We start from the raw sequence: 20,200 nt of genomic DNA, 5'->3' as shown, positions 1-20,200 counted from the left end.
TTTTACCCATAACTGTCGCTTATTTGGTAGTTACACGCCGTAGTTAAGATTACTATTTTTTGAACAAAGACAATATTAACTTTTAGAGCGAGAGGTCAAATTTTTGCTCTAAGTAAAAAAATGGTAGGACTCAAAATGAATACTGTGGAAATTCTCGAAGCACAGAAGCAGCTTGCACCAATAAGTCGACAAGCGGCTACTGAGGGCATTGTGCTACTAAAAAATAGTGATTCAATATTGCCATTGCAGACTAGTGATACGGTGTCTCTTTTTGGTCGATGTCAGATTGATACCTACCGAAGTGGCACTGGATCTGGTGGAGCGGTGAATGTGCCTTATTCCGTAAATGCATTACATGGCTTGCATGAAAATCCAAACATCAATCTTAATCTCAGTTTGGTGGAGGTATACCAACGTTGGGTCAAGGACAACCCGTTCAATGACGGCGGTGGTGGTTGGGCAGTAGAACCTTGGTTTCAAGATGAAATGCCTCTTTCAACTTCAGCTGTGATGGATGCTGCCGCCAAATCTAACAAAGCCATTATCTTTATCGGTCGAACGGCGGGTGAGGATCAAGACAATGCACAGCAGCAAGGCAGTTACAATTTAACCGCGCTCGAAATGCAAATGTTGGAGAAAGTGACGGGACATTTTGATGATGTCATTGTGATACTGAACGTGACCAACATTATTGATATGTCATGGGTAAGCTCACTCAAAGATGCAAGGTCGCTCAAGGCGATTTTGTATAGCTGGGCTGCAGGGATGGAAGGTGGGCATGCATTAGCTAATGTTTTATCAGGTGATGTTAGCCCGAGTGGACGTTTGACCGACACTATTGCGCACTCTTTATCTGATTACCCTTCCAGCGCTAGCTTCGGAAATAAAGAGCGTAATCTGTACCAAGAAGATATCTATGTTGGGTACCGATACTTTGAAACCTTTAACCCAAAATCCGTTCAATTTGAATTTGGTTTCGGGCTTTCCTACACCAAATTTTCAAATAAATTAAATGCATTAACGATTCTTGGATCCGGCTCTGAACAAGAGTTGGTCTTCGATATTGAAGTTAAAAACATAGGCGAGAAATACAGTGGTAAGGATGTTGTTCAACTGTATGTTGAATCGCCTCAAGGCCAGCTGGGGAAGCCATCTAGAGCACTTACAGGATTTGCAAAAACACCCACTTTGGATCCAAACGAAACAGCACGTGTGAAGGTTTCATTTCTTCTATCTTCGTTAGCGTCATTTGATGATAGTGGTAAGACGGGCCACCCTAATAGCTATGTACTTGAAGCAGGGGAATATCAGTTCTATTTGGGAGGCAGCGTTCGACAAGCAAGGCTGGTTGACGAAAGCATAAAAGTTGATGAACTAATAGTTGTTGAGCAACTAACGGAAGCTCTGGCACCCGTCACCGCTTTTAAAAGGCTCGTTCCAAAAGAGATAGGGCAAAATGGGGTTTACAGTTGCGACTATGAATCTGTGCCACTACGAAGTGTAGATTTGAGCAAACGTATCCTAACTGAACTCCCAACTTCGATTCCTTTTAGTGAAGATAAGGGAATCAAGTTGCTTGATGTGAAGCAGGGACAGGCGAATATTGAGGCGTTTGTATCGCAAATGACGGTACAACAGCTGGCGACAATTGTTCGTGGTGAAGGCATGTGCAGCCCCAAGGTAACCCCTGGCACGGCTGCGGCTTTTGGTGGTGTATCACCAAGCTTGTTTGATTTAGGTATCCCTATTGTTGCGGCTGCTGATGGCCCATCGGGTATCCGAATGGATAGTGGACACAAAGCATCACAAGTCCCGATTGGCACGCTATTGGGCTGCACATGGAATACAGAACTGAATGAACAACTGTTTTATTTAGTAGGGAAAGAGATGCAAGCCAATCATATTGATACATTGCTTGGGCCTGGGATTAACATTCATCGTCATCCTTTGAACGGGCGAAACTTCGAGTATTTTTCTGAGGATCCTCTTTTGACCGGAGCTATGGCGGCGTCTCAGGTTTCTGGGCTTAGATCTGCAGGCGTGTCCGGTACTATCAAACATTTGGTTGCGAACGACCAAGAAACTGGACGATTTGATGTTGATAGTGTGGTTTCTCAGCGAGCGCTCCGTGAGATTCATCTAAGGCCTTTTGAAATAGCGGTAAGGCAAGGGCGAGCTTCAAGCATTATGACCGCTTACAACCCCATCAATGGTCACTGGGCTGCATCTAATTACGACCTCAATACTACTATTCTTCGAAAGGAGTGGGGCTATAAAGGGATAGTGATGACGGATTGGTGGGCAAAAATGAATGACCCAATCAAAGGAGGTTCTGAAAGCCGAAGTTACACATCCTTTATGCTTCGCTCTCAAAATGATTTGTATATGGTCGTTGAGCACGATGGCGCTGAAAGTAACGCATCAAACGACGATACATTACAGGCGCTTGAAAATGGGATGTTGAGTTTGGGAGAGTTGCAACGAAGCGCGATAAATATCTGTCGCTTTATTATGGATTCTCCAGCAATGGATCGCCCATTAGTCATTTTTGATCCAGTTAAGAGCTTTGAGGCGACCCAAAATCTTGATAAACAACAGAGTAAAACTGATGGGGACTTTTGCTCTCTGACGGCGAAGCAACGTGCAATAGAATTACCACTTAATATCAGAGAAAACCGCAGCATTGTTTTGGAAGTTAAACAGGCTGGTGTGTATCGATGTGCAGGTATTGTTAATTACGATAGCGGCACTTTGGCTCAATCTGCGTGTAGTTTGAGTCTCAATAACGTGTATGCGATGTCTCTATCAGTGAATGGTACTAATGGCGAGACAGTTTCAGTTGAGGGGCTTTCCGTTAAGCTTGATAAAGGCTTTTATTCGTTGGATATTGAATTCATCAAATTAGGCTTAGAATTAGAGCAATTAGAATTCTCGTTTATGCCTGAATAGGGCTGAGGGATAACAGTCGTTTATTTAACTCTCGTTTGCTCAAAAAAGAGGTAAAGTGAGAGAAAATAAACGACTACTTTGAGGCTGAGTTATTGTGCTTTTTGATATTGCTTCATCGCGTCAACAAAGGAGTTTCGCATCCCTTCGATTCCTAATCGCTCAGATTCTTCAACGTAAGTCAGTGCTGCACTAAAATCTCCAGATGAAACCGAGTTTTCTATAAGAGTTTGATAAACCTCTTTCTTATTCAGTGTATTTTCCGTTAATAAATCTGATTGGGCTACGGTTGATTCTGGAATAATTTGTTGAACTCGCTTTTGACGGTTTTGTTCTTCAACAACGGTGGTTACCGCTGTGAATTTAAAATCAAAGGAGACTTTCCCGATTGCAGAGTGGGGGATGGCGTAGTCCGTGTTATGGGCGATGTTTGCCTGGATATCGCCAGAACGTATCGCCATATCACTTGGTTTTTCGACAGGAGTTGTTTCCGCGAGTGCTTCGCTGGTTGTGAATACGACCAAGTAAGCAGGAGCCTCGCCGTTTAAGTAACGTTCTTGCAGTTCTATTTGTGCGCCATATCGAGCACCATCAAGCAGGCTAAGTGGCTGGTACTTAATGCTTTCATTGCCAATGACATCTAGCGGCTGGTAATTTTTGTCTAAGACCAAAAGTGACGGAACAAATGCAGAATAATTAGCATTTGAAGTCAATGAAAAACGAATAGCATCTAGTGTTGTAGGAAGCTTTAGCCCTCCAGCAAAGGACCGGCCAGATTTGAACTCGATTTTAGGGCTTGCTGTGGTGATCGAAACAGATGTCTCTTCTGGGTTCGTAATGCTTTGATATTGAATGGTATTCAGGTTTTCGCAGCAGTTTTCGTTATTTTGTAGTGACTCTAGCCCCGGAGAAGTTTTGTGGTAGCTAACCGGTGACTCTGTCACTGTTGAACAGGCGCTGAGTGCGAATACCGCTGGTAGTATTGCTAAATATTTCATAATTTCTCACAGTTAAAAAAGCATATCTGATTTAGAGTGCCTAATTGATAATAGAGACACACTACAAGAAAGCGCTTTCTTTTTGAGTGACGAACGCCAAATTTAAAGAAATAGTCGCTAATAATTAGTACGAATTAGGTAACAGGCTGCCGTTGATCTGTTATTTAGATTGAAAGTTAACGAGATACTGAACTTAACAACTGAGTAAAGCGTTCCCACGATTTTTGGTCAGCTTCTTGTTGGTAGTTGTTTGAGCCGAACACGGTAAAGGCATGTGGCGCTCCACTATAAGTGATCATCTCATGCGGAACCTTGGTTGTTTCCAGTTGAGCGGCAAGGCTGCCAAAATCTTCCATTGTAATCATAGAATCTGCTGTGCCATGGAATACGACAACCGGAGCTTTGGTCTGAGAGTAGTCTTGTCCTTTTGGTGTCGATAAACCACCATGGAAGGTGACATAAGCTTTCGATGGGATGCCCGCACGAGCGGCTTCTAAAACGGCTGCGCCACCAAAACAGTAACCCATCATCACGTTGTTATCTAAGTTACCACCAAGCCTTTTCGCTTCCATCGCTCCCGCATTAAGTAGTGCACGCATTTTTTCTCTGTCTTTATACAACTCGCCTGTGTGTTGTTTTTTGTCTTTCACTTCGGTCGGGCGAATGCCTTTACCAAATAGGTCGATGGCGAACACGTTGTAACCGAGTTCGTTGAGCATCTCAGAACGTTTCTTTTCGTAATCAGTTAAGCCATCCCAATCGTGAATTAGCAGCACCAAAGGCGCTTGGTCACTGGCCTCACTCCAATAACCTTCGTAATCCATACCATCGACTTGGTAAGTGATGTTTTCTCCTGAAATCGCAGAGAAGGGCAGTAAAACTGAAAACAGGCCGAGCGTAGTGATTGTTCGCATGCGTGATTCCTTTCGATGACAATTGATGTTCCAATCGAAAGTATAGATAACGCGATGATTCTCGCCAGATTTCTGTTTCTAACTTGAAATGTATGGCAGGGAGAGCAGGTGGCTATTGCTGATGAATAGCCATCGAGAGGGAGTGCGATGGCTGTTTTGTGATGTTCTCAGCTTACCAAAACTTGAATAGCTAAACAGGGGAATAAAGAAAAACTACCAAGATGCGTTGGTTTTGCTAATGCTTATTTCCGGGTATTTTCGCTGATAGCGCGGCAACATCGACTCATTGCCCAAGATGCCACCTTGATGGATATAGATAATGGTTTTGGTTGGGTTGTTATCTTGCCATCGTTCTAAACATTGCCACATCAATGGGTCGTAGAGCAGGTCGAATTCAATATCCGTTTGTTCTTGTAGATCCAACCAGGTTTGATAGTCCTGTTGATACAGCTTACCAAAGTGATGTTTGGTTTCGAGTGGCAGTATTTGTGGATGATCGGATTCGCCAAGCTCATTAAATTGTTGTGTTAGGTAGCTATTACCGCCAACACACGCACAGGTTAACACCGGGATGTTGTGCACTTTTAAATGCTTATGTAGATACAGAGCCGTACTGCCGGTGCCTGCTGGTAGTGCAACCACGAAATCGTGTTTGTTTTCGAAACGCGTCCAGCTAAGTATTTCCATCGCCAGTTGCTTCACGCCGTATTCAGAAAGCTGAGAGCGTCCACCTTCAGGCAATACAATACACTGAGAATCTGGCTGTCTTATTTGCTCAATATACTCCTGTGGATGAAGCTCAGAGCCGGTCTCTTTGACTGAAATTACCTTCGCACCAAGGTCTACTGCACCACGGTAATTACCTATTGGGCGTTCTAGTAGCCACTGGGGAAGGTGGTCGACGTAGAACTCAAGCGTCCAACCTTTGATCTTTGCCAGTGCCGCGAGTGAGAACAGAGAGTTAGCCTGCGCAGAACCATAGCTGATCAATGTTGTAGTTTCTGGGTGATCGTCTTCCAGCAGCTTCATGAATTTGCGGGCTTTATTGCCGCAAAAGTGGGAGTGCAGCTGATCGTCACGCTTTAAGAAAAAGGTGTGATCGTTAAATTGATGTTGAGTTACAGGGCTATTATTTAGTTTCATCGCACTTAGTAAAAATGCTGACTAAAAAGCCAGCATTTTAAAATCAAATTGGACTAACGAGTATCTAGTAGCTAGTCAGCGCTGTAAACCAACTAAATCAAGTTTTCGTTGGATATTGAACTTAGTACTGCGAGTTTATTTGCTCTGGTATGGGCGAGGGTGAATCTGTCTGAAAGGCGATTCTGGCAGTGCACCCTCCAGAGTTACGATTGACCAACTCAAAGTCCCAATGGAAGCGTTGGCACAAGTCGTCGACAATCAATAAACCTAATCCATGACCATTCGGATTGTATTGTTCCTGAAGGCCTTCACCTTGGTCTTCAATCACAATACTCTGCTTGGACAGGGTAACAGTGACAGTACCACTATTGGTCGCTGCAATGGCATTCCTCAATAAGTTGCCGACCAACATATTCATGATCGCGCTGGTGGCTTGAATGGTCGGCTCTGATTGAATGTGTGAGGATATCTCGACTTGCTTTTCATCCGCCTGTAATGAATTCTTGGAAACGATAGCTTCTAACTCTTGCTGACTAAACAAGCGCAGTGGTACATCGTCACTGTTTCTTTCATAACGAACTAAACCGAGTAGGGCATCGACCATTTCTGACATCTGGATAATGGCTTCATCAATGCGCTCAACCTGACGAGATTGAAATTCCGTTGTTTCGCTTCTTAATAGCAATTTATTCGCACCACGAGCGACCGTTAGTGGGGTTCTTAACTCATGACTTGAATAACGAGCAAACGCCTGTTCACGTTTGATCAAGGAATTGATTTCTCTACGGTATTGATTGAGTTGGTCTGTTAACTGACGAAACTCAACAGCTGCACCTTCACTGACATCAAACTCTTCCCCTAGGTCGAGTTTGTTCGAGTTGAGTTGCTCAGATAGGGAATTGAAAGGCTCAATAAGTCGTTTGGAAAGACGAGAGAGTAAGGTACCAAAGCTAAATATCAAAATGGATAGCAGCACCAACACGAACGAGATGGCGTATACCAATTCATAGGTATCAAATTCGACGCGATCTATCTCAGACATAAGGATGATCGGGTAAGTTTTACCTTCATGAGAGTACTCTCCCACATAGATCATTCGTGATTCCGGCTCGTCGCCGACTTCACCAAGGAAGTTATCCTTACCTTCTATATAAGGTATGTACTCTTTGGGTACAAATGACAGGTCATTGTACGCCATGGTGAGACCGTCAATACGTATTGCGCCGCTCTCGCCAGCTTGAAAGAGTTCGACAGCATAGTTTCGGTCAATCAGGATGCGTCTTTCGCCAACCCGGTCTTCCGACATATACAACCCTGCAACAAAAACGACATAGACGAATGCAGACACAATCACGGCCATCAACCCAAAGAAAAGCGCTAGGCGGCCTGTGAGGGTTTTGGTGCTTGTCAGAACATTTGAAATCAATTCGATGGCTCCAGACGGAATCCAACTTTAGGAACGGTAATCAGCATTGGGGTGTCAAAAGGCTTGTCGAGTTGATTACGCAGTTGATAGATATGGCTACGTAACACATCGTTGTTGGGTTCGTCTTCTTGCCATAGCTTGTAGGAAATATCTTCACGAGTCACTACTTCAGGTGCTTTTTGGCACAGCATCTCAAGGATGGTGTAAGTGGTTGGGTTAAGTGCGAGCAGTTTGTCTTTACGGTAGGCTTTACGGGTTTTTTGATCAATGGTGAGTTCATCAAATTGAAGCTTAGAAGAAGCCACTTTTCCTCGGTAACGACGAACAAGCGCGTTCATTCTGGCTTCCAAAATATCCAAATCAAAAGGTTTGGTTAGATAGTCATCGGCACCATGCTCAAACCCTTTCAACATATCATCGCGGCTATCTAGCGCGGTCAACATCAAAATAGGTGTCGCGTTGCCTTGGTCTCGCAGTTTATTACAAACCGTGAGGCCGTCCATTCTTGGCAACATCAGATCCAATATGATGATATCAAATGAGTTTTCCAACGCGAGTTGCAAGCCGAGTTCGCCGTTGTCCGCATAATCGAGTTCCATGCCAATACACTCAAAATAATCAAACAAGACACCTGCGATTTCACGGTTATCTTCGACTAATAGAACTCGTTTCATTTTGATTCTCATACAGAAATAGACGGTAACATTATCCTGAGTGAGCGTGAAAAATATGTCAATAACATAACTTTCACTTATGGGAGGGTAGATTGGATTCAGATTAAAAAATAGAAGAACGTATTATGTCTGAACTTCATATAAGCCGCCCCAAGATATCTACATCGCAGATCAACCCTGCGGTTTCTCTGTCTATCATTGTGCCTTTTTACGATGAACAAGAGGTATTGGAAGAGTTCCACTCTCGCCTTACCAAGGTACTTGATAGCTTGCCCATCAAGAGTGAAATCGTTTATGTCGATGACGGTAGCAAAGACAGCAGCTTGGAGTTGGTGAGTTCATTCACTTCAATCAATAGCTCAATTTCTGTTATCGGTTTAAGCCGTAATTTTGGCAAAGAATCAGCGATGAGCGCAGGCCTCGAGCACTGTCGTGGGCAAGCGGTGATTTTGCTAGACGCTGACTTACAAGATCCACCTGATCTGATTCCGCAAATGATTGCCAAGTGGCGCGAAGGTTATGACGTCGTCAATATGCAGCGTAGCCAGCGCGACGGTGAAACGTGGTTTAAGAAGTTTTCAGCAGCGAGCTTTTACAAAGTAATGAATGTGGCTGCGAAGATTGATGTTCCTGAGAATGTGGGTGATTTCCGACTGTTAAGCCGAGAAGTTGTCGACCATATCAATCAGCTTCCAGAACGTAACCGCTACATGAAAGGCATTTTTTCATGGCCGGGTTTCCGACAAGCGACGCTCCAATTTAAGCGTGATGCTCGCTTCTGTGGTGAGACCAAGTGGAACTATCTCAAGCTCATCGGATTGGCGATGGATGGCATTACCTCGTTCTCTATCCGGCCTCTACGTATTGCGACGGCCGTTGGTGGATTAGTGGCTCTTACTGCTTTTGTGTATGGCGTCTTCATCGTATTCAAAACCATTATGTTTGGCGAGCCTATCACGGGCTATCCGTCAATGATGGTCGTGCAACTTGCCCTTGGCGGTATTCAACTCCTGAGTATTGGTTTAATGGGAGAGTACATAGGTCGTATTTTCATTGAAACCAAGAATCGTCCTTTGTATCTGATCCAATCGGTGGTCGATACACCAGCATTAAAAACACATTTCAAATTAGAGGAGTCAGCATGAGCCTGAACAGAACGCACCTATGGTATTTGTTGGCTTTTGCACTGGTTTTAAGACTCCTATCTTTGGCGACTTATCCGTTAATGGATACTACGGAGGCGCGCTACGGAGAAATGGCTCGCTTGATGGTAGAAACCGGTAATTGGTTAACACCTCAGTTTGATTACGGCATTCCTTTTTGGGGCAAGCCACCGTTGTTCACATGGATGAGTGCTGCTGGTATTGAGCTGTTTGGTTTGAGTGAGTTTGCTGTTCGTGCGCCTCATTGGTTAGCGGGAGTAGCGACGATTTTGTTAACCGCTTACATGGCGAAGCGAACTGGGCAAAGTGCGTTGGTTGCCGCGGTAGTGTTGGCGACATGCGGTATTTTCTCTATTGCCGCGGGCGCCGTGATGACAGACATCGCGTTAACCTTAGCGATGACCATTGCCATGTTAGGCTTCTACTTGTGTTGGTTAGGAGGAGAGGGTTGGAAAGGCGAAGGCAGTGCGAAGACTAATCGATCTTGGGGTTATGTCGGTTTCATTGGTTTAGCGTTAGGCTTGCTTGCAAAAGGGCCAGTAGCGATTGTCATTATGGGCATCGCAGTTTTCCCTTGGTTAGTATTACAACATGGCTTCTTTGGCGCTTTCAAAGTGCTATGGCAACGCTTTCCATTGTTGTCTGGCTTGGGTGTGATGCTAGCAATAGCTTTGCCTTGGTACATCATGGCTGAAATGGCAACACCGGGCTTTATTGATTACTTTATTGTTGGCGAGCACTTTAAGCGTTTTGTTGTGAGTGGCTGGGAGGGCGATTTATACGGCTCTGCCCATGACCAAGCAAGAGGTATGATCTGGCTGTTTTGGCTTCAAGCGGCTGCGCCGTGGTCGATTGTATTACCTATATTGGCATTTGCTCGACGTAAGAAAATTGCAGAAATTAATACTGAAAATCGCGGTTTGTTTTCATTTCTTGTCTGTTGGTTGATTTCACCTCTGATTCTTTTCACTATGGCGGGCAATATTCTCCCAGCTTACGTCCTGCCAGGTATTCCGGCCCTTGGTTTGTTGGTTGCTATACTCGTAGTAGAAAAAGATAAGAAGTGGTTCTCGAGCGTGGCTTTGGTTCTACCTGTGTTGCTAATGATTGCGATGGTCTACCTGAATCTCGGCAAGGCGAACGAGAAAAGTGACCGTATTATTTTCGAACAGATTACGGATTCTGCGCCAAGCTTTTACGTGGGTAAACGACCATTCTCTGGGCAATTTTACAGTCATGGTCAAGCGAAAGAACTTCTCGATATCGAGCCGCTAGATGGCATTGATAAGTTCTATCTGATTGGCAAAAGATCTGAAGTGGAAACCAAGATTAAAGAGAACGCATTAACGTGTATTCTAGAGCCAACGGTGAAAATAAAGCGTGCTTTATTCAGCTGTCATAGCTCAAGCATCAAGCCAAATCTATCGTTGAGTCATATTCAAAGTGGCAGCGATGTTTAGCGTTAACTCGGGGTTACGAATGTTCAACAACAAGCTTCAAACGCACAGTCAGAGGTTACAGTCTCACCACAAGGTGGTTCGATTTGCTGTGGTTGGTGTTGGCGGATTTGTTGTTGATTGCTTAGTTTTTGCATTACTGCATTATGCCGTTGGGCTGCCTTTGATGAGTGCAAGGATAGGATCTTTCATTGCAGCAGCCACGGCAACGTGGTTTGGTAATCGAGTGCTAACTTTTGACTTCAAAGGGCAGGGTAGTTGGTCAGAGAAGTTGATTCAGTGGCAAAAATTCATGTTTTCCGCATCGATATCGGCGATACCTAATTTGCTGTGTTTTAAGCTGATGACGGAATTACTGCCTGCATTTACTGGGGCTGTATTTATCGCAATGGCCGTAGGTATCTTGGTGGGCATGGTCACTAACTATTTGTTTAGCCAGTATTGGGTCTTCACCCGTTAGAATCCCTTGTAATCACATAACCAAGTGAAACCTTCGGGTCGTTCATTAGTAACAGACACAAAAAAGCGCAGCTAAATAGCTGCGCTTTGTATTTTTATGATAACCAAGTAAATGGGGTCGCTATATTAACGCTGTGTTGCGCGCTGGCGATTCTTTCCGTTACTTGCTGGTTTACCGCCTTGACCATTGCCTGCTTTGCTGCGGTTTGGCTTGCCATTTCCGCCGCCGTTGCCTTGTGATTGCTGGCTAGCAGGGGCTTTTTTGATGAAACCAGTCGCTGGTTTATTCGCGTTACCATTACCGTTCTGCTTCCCGTTGCCCTGATTGCCGTTACCTTGGCTACCTGTTGGCTTCTTACCACCCGGTTTAGGCTTATTGCCACCTGGCTTAGAATGGTTACGTGGGCTTTCGCCACCAAGACCCGGTTGAGCTTTACTGTGCTTAGTTGCGAAACGTTGTGAACCATGACGACCAGACTTACGACGCTGTGCCGGTGTCAGAGCTTCAAAGTCTTCTTCTGGCACTAAGCAGTTCGCTTTGTCACCAATTAGGTGTTTTTTGCCCATGCTGATCAGTGCTTCACGGATGATTTTCCAGTTTTCTGGATCGTGATAACGAAGCAATGCTTTATGCAGACGACGTTGACGATCACCTTTAGGCACTGGAACATCTTCACGTTTTTTGTATTTCACGCGCTTCAGAGGGTTAGTCTCTGAGTAGTACATCGACGTCGCATTACACATTGGCGATGGGTAGAAGTTCTGTACTTGGTCACACTCGTAGTTGTGCTTTTTCAGCCACAACGCAAGGTTGAGCATGTCTTCATCTTCCGTGCCCGGGTGAGCAGAGATGAAGTAAGGAATTAGGTACTGTTTCTTACCGGCTTCAGCGCTGTACTTCTCGAACATCTCTTTGAAACGATCGTAAGTGCCCATGCCCGGTTTCATCATCAGATCCAGAGGGCCTTTTTCAGTATGCTCTGGAGCAATCTTCAAGTAACCACCAACGTGGTGAGTCACAAGCTCACGTACGTATTCTGGAGACTCAATCGCAAGGTCATAACGAACGCCTGATGCGATCATCACTTTCTTGATGCCCGGAACCTTTCTCGCTGAGCGGTAAAGGTCAATGGTGTGCTGGTGGTCTGTGTTCAGTTTTTCACAGATTTTAGGGAACACACATGATGGGCGACGACAGTTAATTTCAGCTTTAGGATCAGAACAACCTAGACGATACATGTTCGCCGTTGGTCCACCCAAGTCAGAAATCGTACCGGTAAAGCCAGGTACTTTATCTTTAATGTCTTCGATTTCATCCAAGATCGATTCTTTCGAACGGTTCTGAATGATACGACCTTCGTGCTCTGTGATTGAACAGAAAGAACAACCACCAAAACAACCACGCATGATGTTAACCGAAGTTTTAATCATGTCGTATGCAGGGATCTTTGCTTTGCCATACATAGGGTGCGGAACACGCTTGTACGCAAGGCCAAACACGTAATCCATCTCTTCAGTTGCAAGAGGAATTGGCGCTTGGTTTACCCATAGTTCGCGGTCACCGTGACGTTGAATAAGAGCACGACCTGAATACGGGTTGGTCTCTAGGTGCAGAATACGGCTAGCGTGAGCGTAAAGAATACGGTCGTTATTGAGCTTTTCGAAACCAGGGATACGAACCGCGGTTGTTTTTGCATCGTGACGAGAAGGACGAATCGTAATTGGCTGCGCCTTTACTTCTTCTTTTTCATCTTTCTTGGTATCACATTGCGTTTCTACTTCGTACGGGTTAACCGGAACGTAGGCTTTGTTCGGTTTTTCGATACGAGAAGAATCAATAATTTTGTAACCTTCAGGCGCTGCAGGCAAGTTGATAGCAGTACCACGAATGTTTGTCAGCGTTGACATGTCTTCGCCATCGGCAATGCGGTGTGCCACTTCAACCAGTGCACGCTCAGCGTTACCGAAAAGAAGGATGTCTGCTTTTGCATCAAACAATACAGAGCGACGAACTTTATCAGACCAGTAGTCGTAGTGCGCAACGCGACGTAAGCTCGCTTCAATACCACCAAGAACGATTGGCGTGCCTTTGTAGGCTTCACGACAACGTTGAGAATAAATCAGAGTTGCACGGTCAGGACGCTTACCACCTTCATTGTTTGGTGTGTAGGCATCGTCATGACGAAGTTTGCGATCAGAGGTGTAGCGGTTGATCATGGAATCCATGTTACCCGCAGTGATGCCGAAGAATAGGTTAGGTCGACCCAGTTCCATGAAGGCATCTTTACTGTCCCACTTTGGTTGGGCAATGATGCCCACGCGGAAGCCTTGAGCTTCAAGCAAACGGCCAATGATAGCCATACCAAAGCTCGGGTGATCGACATAAGCGTCACCAGTTACAATAATAATGTCACAGCTATCCCATCCAAGAGCATCCATCTCCTTTCTACTGGTAGGCAAAAAGGGTGCTGTTCCGTAGCACTCGGCCCAGTATTTTTTGTGTTCGTGAATAGGAGTGATATCGCTGTACATATTTCAACCTCTGATTTTTGAGGCGGGAATTATAGCGGCATGAGCCTAGACTAGCCAGTAGAACATGCCCCTGTTAGTTCTGATGTCTTTCGCCATTTTGCAGATAATGCTGACAAAAGAACCATACAACAGCATAGTTGAAGCCTTGAATAACGTCGCTAATTTGTGATTTTGATTAGTGTTCGCAGCAGTTTTTGATATTATTCGCGAAAATAAGTCTGAATAAGTAGATCCACAATGGTCGAATCATTATTAGTACAATTTGCTCCCATGCTATTAGGAGCCCAACTGATCTTAACTTTAATCTTAGTGAAGGGTGACATTTGCCCTGGTCAACGTGGCCGTATTCACAAGATGTTACCTGCGATTGGCGTGCTTTGGCTTGCTGTTGCTTCATTAAGAATTGAAGCGTTTCTGATCGTATTCGCTATCTTCTATTTCTATTCTCAAGTTCAAACTAAGAAGACACGTGACTCAGGCCCTATCTGGGTGATGTATCTTGCGTGTGGTTTGGCGCTGTCATACGTTGCTATCCAAGCAAGCGAACAGGTAAATCCAGTCGGTATTATTGCGACTGTGTTGCTGGTGGCTTTACTGGGTGCTTCTTTCGGACATTTACTCCTGACTATCGCAAGAACGCGCTTACAAGCATTTCACCGCGTTCTGCCTGTTGTGGGCGTATTAAGTGGCATGTTGGTGGTGTTGGCGACCGTGATTAACGTTTATTCACTGTCTGAAGCGCAACTAGAACCTGTTATTTCAACTTTGTTGTTTAGCTTTGCTTTGCTTATCTCTTCTATCGTGGTTTGGTGTTGGCATTTGCTGTTTGTCAAAACCCCTGAAAAGCTTCAGCTGACTATTTCATTGTTGATGTTATTGGCGGCGGCTGTTGGTTTAACGCCAGTTTGGGCGATGTAGGCGGTTACTGATCTCACAAGCCTTTCGGTGTTGAATCGAAAAAGTGTGATCTGTTTTTTAGCGTGGTGTTGGTAAGCGTTCTAAACTTAAATCTAGTCGGTGTGTTCGTTAGGAGTACGGGATGGATTTAAGCAACGTCAAAGGTTTCGATAGCATTATTTTGCTGGGAATCGTGAATGAAAAACTTCGCTTAGAATGCGATAGCTTTGAAGAGCTGATCAGTATGTATGAAATGGATATAGAAAGTGTTGTAGGTAAGCTTGATATGCTTGGCTATCAATACGATCCATTAACTAACCAGTTTAAGTCTTATCCAAGATAAGCAGCAAATTGGCGCATGTTCTATTGATAGCGAGTTAGTTATCGATTGTGAGCCAGTTATCGAGAGTGAGCTAGTATCGAGAATGAACAAGTGCCGCCATCGTCGGTACTAAAGCTAAAAGAAAAAAGTCACAGATAATCTGTGACTTTTTTGTTTCTGGCGCATGCCTATCAGGTTCAACGCAGGCATAAACTAACCCAACAACGAGTCTCTTAAACGACCTCAATGCCATCTAGGTGACTCTTACTTTGCTGTCTTGCCGTGCTAAAGAAAGCTTGCAGATAACGTTTGTCTTTCTCGGAGTTTCTTACCGCCGCAAACAGTCGTCTTGAAAGTCCTTTGCCCAGTGGTTTACTGGCGATTAACCCTTGTCTTGAAAACTCGCTGATCGCCCAGTTCGGCAATGCCGCAACACCTAAACCAGCCGATACCATTTGTACCAACATTAATGTGTTGTCTGCCTGTTTCCATTTCTTCGGCTCTACGCCTGCCGGTTGCAAAAAGTGCTTCACAACATCAAGACGTTGTTTTTGAACCGGATAAGAGAGCATCGTGATATCGCTAAGATCTTGCGGTTCAATACTCGATTTTTCGGCCAAAGGTGAATTGATTGCGGTAATCAAACGCATCTCGAAATCAAAAAGCGGTTCGTAATGGACTTCCGAACGCGGTTGAATATCAGAGGTGATCACCAAATCTAACTCACCTGCCATTAATGCGGGCAGCGGCTCAAAACCAAAGCCTGACGAAAAATCTAGCGTCACGCTTGGCCAAGCCACTTGATATTCCTTCAAAGCAGGCATTAACCATTGGAAGCATGAGTGACACTCAATCGCCATGTGTAAACGACCATTCACATCCTCTTTCAGGCTTGCGAGTTCGTTTTCTGCTTTAGCTATTCTTGGCTGTATTTCATCGGCAAGCTTAAGCAAGATCTCACCCTCAGAGGTGAATTTTACTGGCCTAGTTTTACGCAGGAAAAGCTGACCGCCAATACGAGCCTCAAGATCTTTCAACTGATGAGAAAGCGCTGACTGAGTTAGATGAAGAGAAGTCGCAGTCGCAGTCAGTGAGCCGCTGTCTCTCAAGGTGGTCAATGTTCGAAGGTGTTTAAGCTCTATCATGAGTATTCCTCATATTCCCTAAGCCAATTCAATATTTCTTAATAATCACCCTACGGTGTTTTTGATCTTTTGTAAACGTCTAGATGTCCAGATGGATTTAAACCATTCATCTTTGGATGATTCAGATGAATATTATTAATAAACAAGATGAATATTTGGACGTTGTCCATAGGTCCGATTAAGGCGATAGTTTAGCCATCCAGACGCCTTTGTGGGAAAGTGAAATCATCAAAGGCAGTCTGACCGGAAATCAAAATTATCGAATAAGGAACAGACTCATGACGACAACAACGCATATTCTTGGCTACCCACGTATCGGCGAAAAAAGAGAACTCAAATTCACGCTCGAGAAATACTGGCGCGGTGAAATCGATCAATCTGAGCTCAAACAACTCGGTAGCGAATTAAGAAATCGTAACTGGAATGTACAAGCTGACGCGAATCTAAGCTTTGCAACTGCGGGTGACTTCGCATGGTACGACCATGTTCTGACAACGACTCTACTTCTAGGCCACGTTCCAAAGCGTCATGCTGGTGGTTCTGAAGATGAAAAAGCCTTCCCAGATCTGGATACCTTGTTTCGTGTTGGTCGTGGTCAGTCTCAAGTTCAGTCTACTTGCTGCGGTGGTACGCATACGTCTAGTGACGGCACTAAAGACAGTTCGGCGGCTTCTGACATGACTAAGTGGTTCAACACCAATTACCACTACATTGTTCCTGAGTTCAGCAAAGACGATTCGTTTGAGGTGAGTTGGCCACAATTGTTTGACGAAGTGAGTGAAGCGATTAAAGCCGGGCATAAGGTGAAGCCAGTCCTTCTCGGCCCGCTGTCTTACTTATATCTAGGTAAAGAAGTGGAAGAGGGCTTTGAGCGTTTAACCTTGTTGCCGCGTTTGCTTACTGCTTACCAGGCGATTCTGGCAAAACTTGCCAAGTTGGGTGTTGAGTGGGTACAAATCGATGAACCTATCCTTTCTCTGGAACTTGAAAAGCAGTGGGCTGATTCATTCAAACTGGCTTATCAAGTGATTCAAGGCGATGTGAAACTATTGCTGACCACTTACTTTGATTCTGTGACTGATACGTTAGGCAAGATCGTGGAATTGCCCGTCAACGGCTTACACATCGACTTGGCTGCCGCACCGCAGCAACTTGATGAAGTAGTGAATAAGTTACCGGAAGATTGGGTACTTTCTGCGGGTGCAATCAATGGACGCAATGTGTGGCGAGCAGACTTAGCTTCTCAGCTTGAGTTACTGCAACCTGTGAAAGAAAAGCTAGGCGATAAACTATGGGTCGCAAGTTCATGTTCACTGCTGCATAGCCCGGTTGACCTTGAGTTAGAAGAGACGCTTAGCGAAGAAGTGAAGAGTTGGTTTGCCTTTGCAAAACAGAAAGTGACCGAGGTGAGCTTATTAGGTGCGGCGTTAGATGGCGATCAAAATGCCATTTTGGCGTGTGAGACTTACAGCCAACCTATCGTTGCACGTAAGAGCGCGACTCATGTGAATAAGCCGCAAGTTCAAGCTCGACTCAATACCATTACTAAAGCACTAGCAGAGCGCAGTGCTCCATACGCAGAACGCGCAGCGCATCAGTCTGAGGTGTTGGGTTTACCGCTATTACCAACCACAACCATTGGTTCGTTCCCACAAACAGGGGAAATTCGTCTTCAACGCAGTGCTTACCGCACTGGAAAACTGAATGAGTCGGAATACAACACTGCACTGAAAGGTCACATCGCAGATGCTGTTAAGCGTCAAGAAGCCTTAGATTTGGATGTGCTTGTGCATGGTGAAGCCGAGCGTAATGACATGGTGGAGTACTTTGCGGAAAACCTAGCAGGCTTTCAAACCACCAAGTTTGGTTGGGTACAAAGCTATGGCTCTCGCTGCGTGAAGCCTGCGATTGTGGTTGCGGATATCGAGCGTGAAAAACCAATGACGGTGGAATGGTCGACCTATGCCCAATCTCTGACCTCGAAGCAGATGAAAGGGATGCTGACAGGGCCTGTCACTATCTTGTGTTGGACATTCCCACGTGAAGACATCTCACGAAAAGAGATTACGAATCAATTGGCGTTTGCACTGCGTGATGAGGTTTCGGATTTACAAGATGCAGGGATCAACATCATTCAAATCGATGAGCCTGCTATTCGCGAAGGTTTGCCTTTGAAAAAACGCGACCATGCAGAGTACTTAGAGTGGGCAGTGGATGCCTTTAAGATTTCAGCCGCGAGTGCTAAACCAGAAACTCAGATTCATACCCACATGTGTTACAGCGAGTTCAACGAGATCATTGATTCAGTGGCGGCGCTAGACGCCGACGTGATTACCATTGAGACTTCTCGTTCGAACATGGAGCTACTGAAAGCGTTTGAAGAGTTTAACTACCCGAATGCGATTGGACCGGGTGTTTATGACATTCACTCACCAAACATTCCTTCTGAAGAGTGGATTGTTGATTTACTTAAGAAAGCAGCAGAAAAAATCCCAGCAGAACGTTTGTGGGCGAACCCAGATTGTGGATTAAAGACTCGTAACTGGGTAGAGACAGAAGCCGCACTAACTAACTTAGTTTCGGCGACTAAGACACTGCGTAAAGAGTGGGAATCAGCTGAGGTATAATTCAGTCTAAGATTTTGATTGATCCGTTAATCCACGATGAACCACAACAAAGGCCTCGCATTTGCGAGGCCTTCTGGTTTTATACTTGTTCGAATTTCGAGCTAGAAACTAGCTGCTACTTTGACACGTCTCTTTGCTGATCAGCTTCTCAACGATCAGTTGTCCGCGAGTGTTGCGAATCTTGATGTTGTAAGCCAAGCCCATGTCGAGATTTGCTCTTACTTCAGAGTTGGTGCAGTAGCTATTCACACTCATGTCTACAACTTGGTTTAAAGGTTTAGCACCTTTTGCATCTTGGTTGTAGATCATCATGATTTCGATAACCGTGTTTTTTGCTAGCACGCGCATGACCGATAGCGGGCCATACTCAATCGGCAAGCCTGCGGATAAAACGCCAGCGCGATGTTGCGCCATCATTTCTAGCTGTCTTTGTTTGTCTTGTTCACTCGATGAGCTACAGCCTGCAAGCAGAACAGCAGCCAGTGAGCCGATAATCCATTTTTTCACGTTAAAATACTTTCTTGAATGGTTTTACGATGACATTTTGGTACACACCAGCAGCAATGTACGGGTCTGCGTCTGCCCATGCCTGTGCATCGTCTAAAGAATTAAATTCAGCAATCACAGTAGAGCCTGTGAAGCCCGCTTCACCAGGGTTATCTGAATCAATCGCTGGCATTGGACCTGCTGTCAAAAGGCGGCCTTCATCGTGAAGTGTTTGTAGGCGTTCTAGATGTTGTGGGCGAACACTTAGGCGTTTTTCTAATGAATTTTCGACGTCTTGAGAAAAAATCACGTACCACATATTGAGATATCCTTATTTTACTTCACTAAATTGAGGGCGTTTAAATTCGCTATCTTGCTAATTTACGCGAACTAATTGGTATTGGAAGAGCTAATGATAAGAAATTGTGAAATGGTGCGGCAGAGTGAGAAGGTCTTTAGCATTTTTAATCGAAACGACTAAAGACCTTAAAGTGCGATAGGGTCGTCGAAGGGTTATTTGTTGATTGGGCGAGGTTTACCGCTTTCATCTACAGCAACGTAGTTGAATGTCGCACCACATACCTTGTAGCGATCGCCTATACCGTGATCAAGTACCGGCTTAACCCATACCTCTAGGTCGATATTCATCGAGCTACGACCAATCTTGGTGCAGTCACCATAAACACATACCACATCACCCACTGAAACTGGTTGTTTGAACTCGATACTCGATACTGAAACCGTGACTATCTTGCCGTTAGAGATCTCTTTCGCCAGTATCCCGCCAGCAAGGTCGAGCTGAGACATTATCCAACCACCGAAAATCTGGCCTGCTGCATTGGTATCAGAAGGCATCGCCAAAGTGCGAAGAAGTAAAGAACCAATCGGGTTCAAAGTTGATTGAATAGTCATTGTTGTACTCTTAATGGTATTGATTGTTTTAAATTTAAATAGATGTGTTTGCGGGGCTCGCGGTGGTCGTATTTTTAACGTATTCACCGAACACAAACA

At 44.8% G+C, this 20,200-nt stretch carries 17 protein-coding genes; 7 read left to right on the top strand and 10 right to left on the bottom strand.

What is annotated here, in order from left to right; genetic code table 11:
- Window positions 1–135: 135 nt before the first annotated feature.
- Entirely contained in the window at window positions 136–2,949 is a 2,814-nt protein-coding gene (locus AC3CH4_RS09680; RefSeq protein WP_488542895.1) for a glycoside hydrolase family 3 protein, read from the top strand.
- Between the two features lie 89 nt (window positions 2,950–3,038).
- Here the strand turns inward: AC3CH4_RS09680 and AC3CH4_RS09675 are convergent, their stop codons facing one another.
- From AC3CH4_RS09675 to AC3CH4_RS09655, 5 genes are all read right to left on the bottom strand, one after another.
- Window positions 3,039–3,944, bottom strand: a complete 906-nt coding sequence (locus tag AC3CH4_RS09675; RefSeq protein WP_171310826.1) for a MalM family protein — start codon at window positions 3,942–3,944, stop codon at window positions 3,039–3,041.
- Between the two features lie 176 nt (window positions 3,945–4,120).
- Window positions 4,121–4,858, bottom strand: coding sequence for a dienelactone hydrolase family protein (locus AC3CH4_RS09670; RefSeq protein WP_146455849.1), 738 nt, complete (start codon window positions 4,856–4,858; stop codon window positions 4,121–4,123).
- A gap of 213 nt (window positions 4,859–5,071) precedes the next feature.
- Window positions 5,072–6,001, bottom strand: a complete 930-nt coding sequence (locus tag AC3CH4_RS09665) for a pyridoxal-phosphate dependent enzyme (protein WP_428785592.1) — start codon at window positions 5,999–6,001, stop codon at window positions 5,072–5,074.
- A 121-nt stretch (window positions 6,002–6,122) separates the two neighbouring features.
- Entirely contained in the window at window positions 6,123–7,427 is a 1,305-nt protein-coding gene (locus AC3CH4_RS09660; protein WP_488542894.1) for a sensor histidine kinase, read from the bottom strand.
- Entirely contained in the window at window positions 7,424–8,101 is a 678-nt protein-coding gene (locus tag AC3CH4_RS09655) for a response regulator transcription factor (protein WP_004736501.1), read from the bottom strand. The genes AC3CH4_RS09660 and AC3CH4_RS09655 overlap by 4 nt, the downstream gene beginning before the upstream one ends.
- 125 nt (window positions 8,102–8,226) lie before the next feature.
- On the opposite strand from AC3CH4_RS09655, the gene AC3CH4_RS09650 reads away from it, so the two are divergent.
- Genes AC3CH4_RS09650 through AC3CH4_RS09640 form a run of 3 tightly spaced genes read left to right on the top strand, consistent with a single transcriptional unit; the run spans window position 8,227 to window position 11,181 of the window.
- Window positions 8,227–9,246, top strand: coding sequence for a glycosyltransferase family 2 protein (locus AC3CH4_RS09650; RefSeq protein WP_488542893.1), 1,020 nt, complete (start codon window positions 8,227–8,229; stop codon window positions 9,244–9,246).
- Window positions 9,243–10,724 (top strand): ArnT family glycosyltransferase, encoded by a 1,482-nt coding sequence (locus tag AC3CH4_RS09645; protein ID WP_488542892.1) that lies wholly within the window; start codon window positions 9,243–9,245, stop codon window positions 10,722–10,724. The genes AC3CH4_RS09650 and AC3CH4_RS09645 overlap by 4 nt, the downstream gene beginning before the upstream one ends.
- Window positions 10,717–11,181, top strand: coding sequence for a GtrA family protein (locus AC3CH4_RS09640; RefSeq protein ID WP_280603867.1), 465 nt, complete (start codon window positions 10,717–10,719; stop codon window positions 11,179–11,181). The genes AC3CH4_RS09645 and AC3CH4_RS09640 overlap by 8 nt, the downstream gene beginning before the upstream one ends.
- A gap of 125 nt (window positions 11,182–11,306) precedes the next feature.
- Here the strand turns inward: AC3CH4_RS09640 and AC3CH4_RS09635 are convergent, their stop codons facing one another.
- Window positions 11,307–13,619 (bottom strand): YgiQ family radical SAM protein, encoded by a 2,313-nt coding sequence (locus tag AC3CH4_RS09635; RefSeq protein WP_428783410.1) that lies wholly within the window; start codon window positions 13,617–13,619, stop codon window positions 11,307–11,309.
- A 330-nt stretch (window positions 13,620–13,949) separates the two neighbouring features.
- On the opposite strand from AC3CH4_RS09635, the gene AC3CH4_RS09630 reads away from it, so the two are divergent.
- Complete coding sequence (locus AC3CH4_RS09630; RefSeq protein WP_488542891.1) at window positions 13,950–14,630, top strand: hypothetical protein; 681 nt, start codon at window positions 13,950–13,952, stop codon at window positions 14,628–14,630.
- A 121-nt stretch (window positions 14,631–14,751) separates the two neighbouring features.
- Window positions 14,752–14,952 carry a DUF4250 domain-containing protein gene (locus AC3CH4_RS09625; RefSeq protein WP_004736508.1) on the top strand — a complete coding sequence of 67 codons (201 nt, stop codon included), beginning with the start codon at window positions 14,752–14,754 and terminating at the stop codon, window positions 14,950–14,952.
- Between the two features lie 212 nt (window positions 14,953–15,164).
- On the opposite strand, the gene AC3CH4_RS09620 is transcribed toward AC3CH4_RS09625, so the two are convergent.
- Window positions 15,165–16,076, bottom strand: a complete 912-nt coding sequence (locus AC3CH4_RS09620; RefSeq protein WP_102480533.1) for a LysR substrate-binding domain-containing protein — start codon at window positions 16,074–16,076, stop codon at window positions 15,165–15,167.
- A 278-nt stretch (window positions 16,077–16,354) separates the two neighbouring features.
- On the opposite strand from AC3CH4_RS09620, the gene metE reads away from it, so the two are divergent.
- A complete protein-coding gene (gene metE, locus AC3CH4_RS09615; RefSeq protein WP_488542890.1) occupies window positions 16,355–18,703 on the top strand; it encodes a 5-methyltetrahydropteroyltriglutamate--homocysteine S-methyltransferase in 2,349 nt (782 codons plus the stop codon).
- A gap of 108 nt (window positions 18,704–18,811) precedes the next feature.
- Here metE and AC3CH4_RS09610 read toward each other — a convergent pair whose 3' ends face one another.
- The 3 genes from AC3CH4_RS09610 to yciA all read right to left on the bottom strand — a co-directional run bounded on the left by AC3CH4_RS09610 (window position 18,812) and on the right by yciA (window position 20,101).
- The gene (locus tag AC3CH4_RS09610) at window positions 18,812–19,210 is read right to left on the bottom strand and encodes a GspS/AspS pilotin family protein (protein ID WP_029225239.1); all 399 of its coding nucleotides are present in this window, start codon (window positions 19,208–19,210) and stop codon (window positions 18,812–18,814) included.
- Between the two features lies 1 nt (window position 19,211).
- Window positions 19,212–19,508: a YciI family protein gene (locus tag AC3CH4_RS09605; RefSeq protein WP_004736512.1), complete on the bottom strand. Its 297-nt coding sequence runs from the start codon at window positions 19,506–19,508 to the stop codon at window positions 19,212–19,214.
- Between the two features lie 194 nt (window positions 19,509–19,702).
- On the bottom strand, window positions 19,703–20,101 hold the full coding sequence (yciA, locus tag AC3CH4_RS09600; protein ID WP_017061510.1) for an acyl-CoA thioester hydrolase YciA: 399 nt from the start codon (window positions 20,099–20,101) through the stop codon (window positions 19,703–19,705).
- Between the last annotated feature and the right edge of the window lie 99 nt (window positions 20,102–20,200).

Source organism: Vibrio sp. QJM3NY_26 (genome assembly GCF_057786005.1).
The sequence above is the reverse complement of the archived record's forward strand: the minus strand, read 5'-3'. Positions and strand labels throughout refer to the sequence as shown.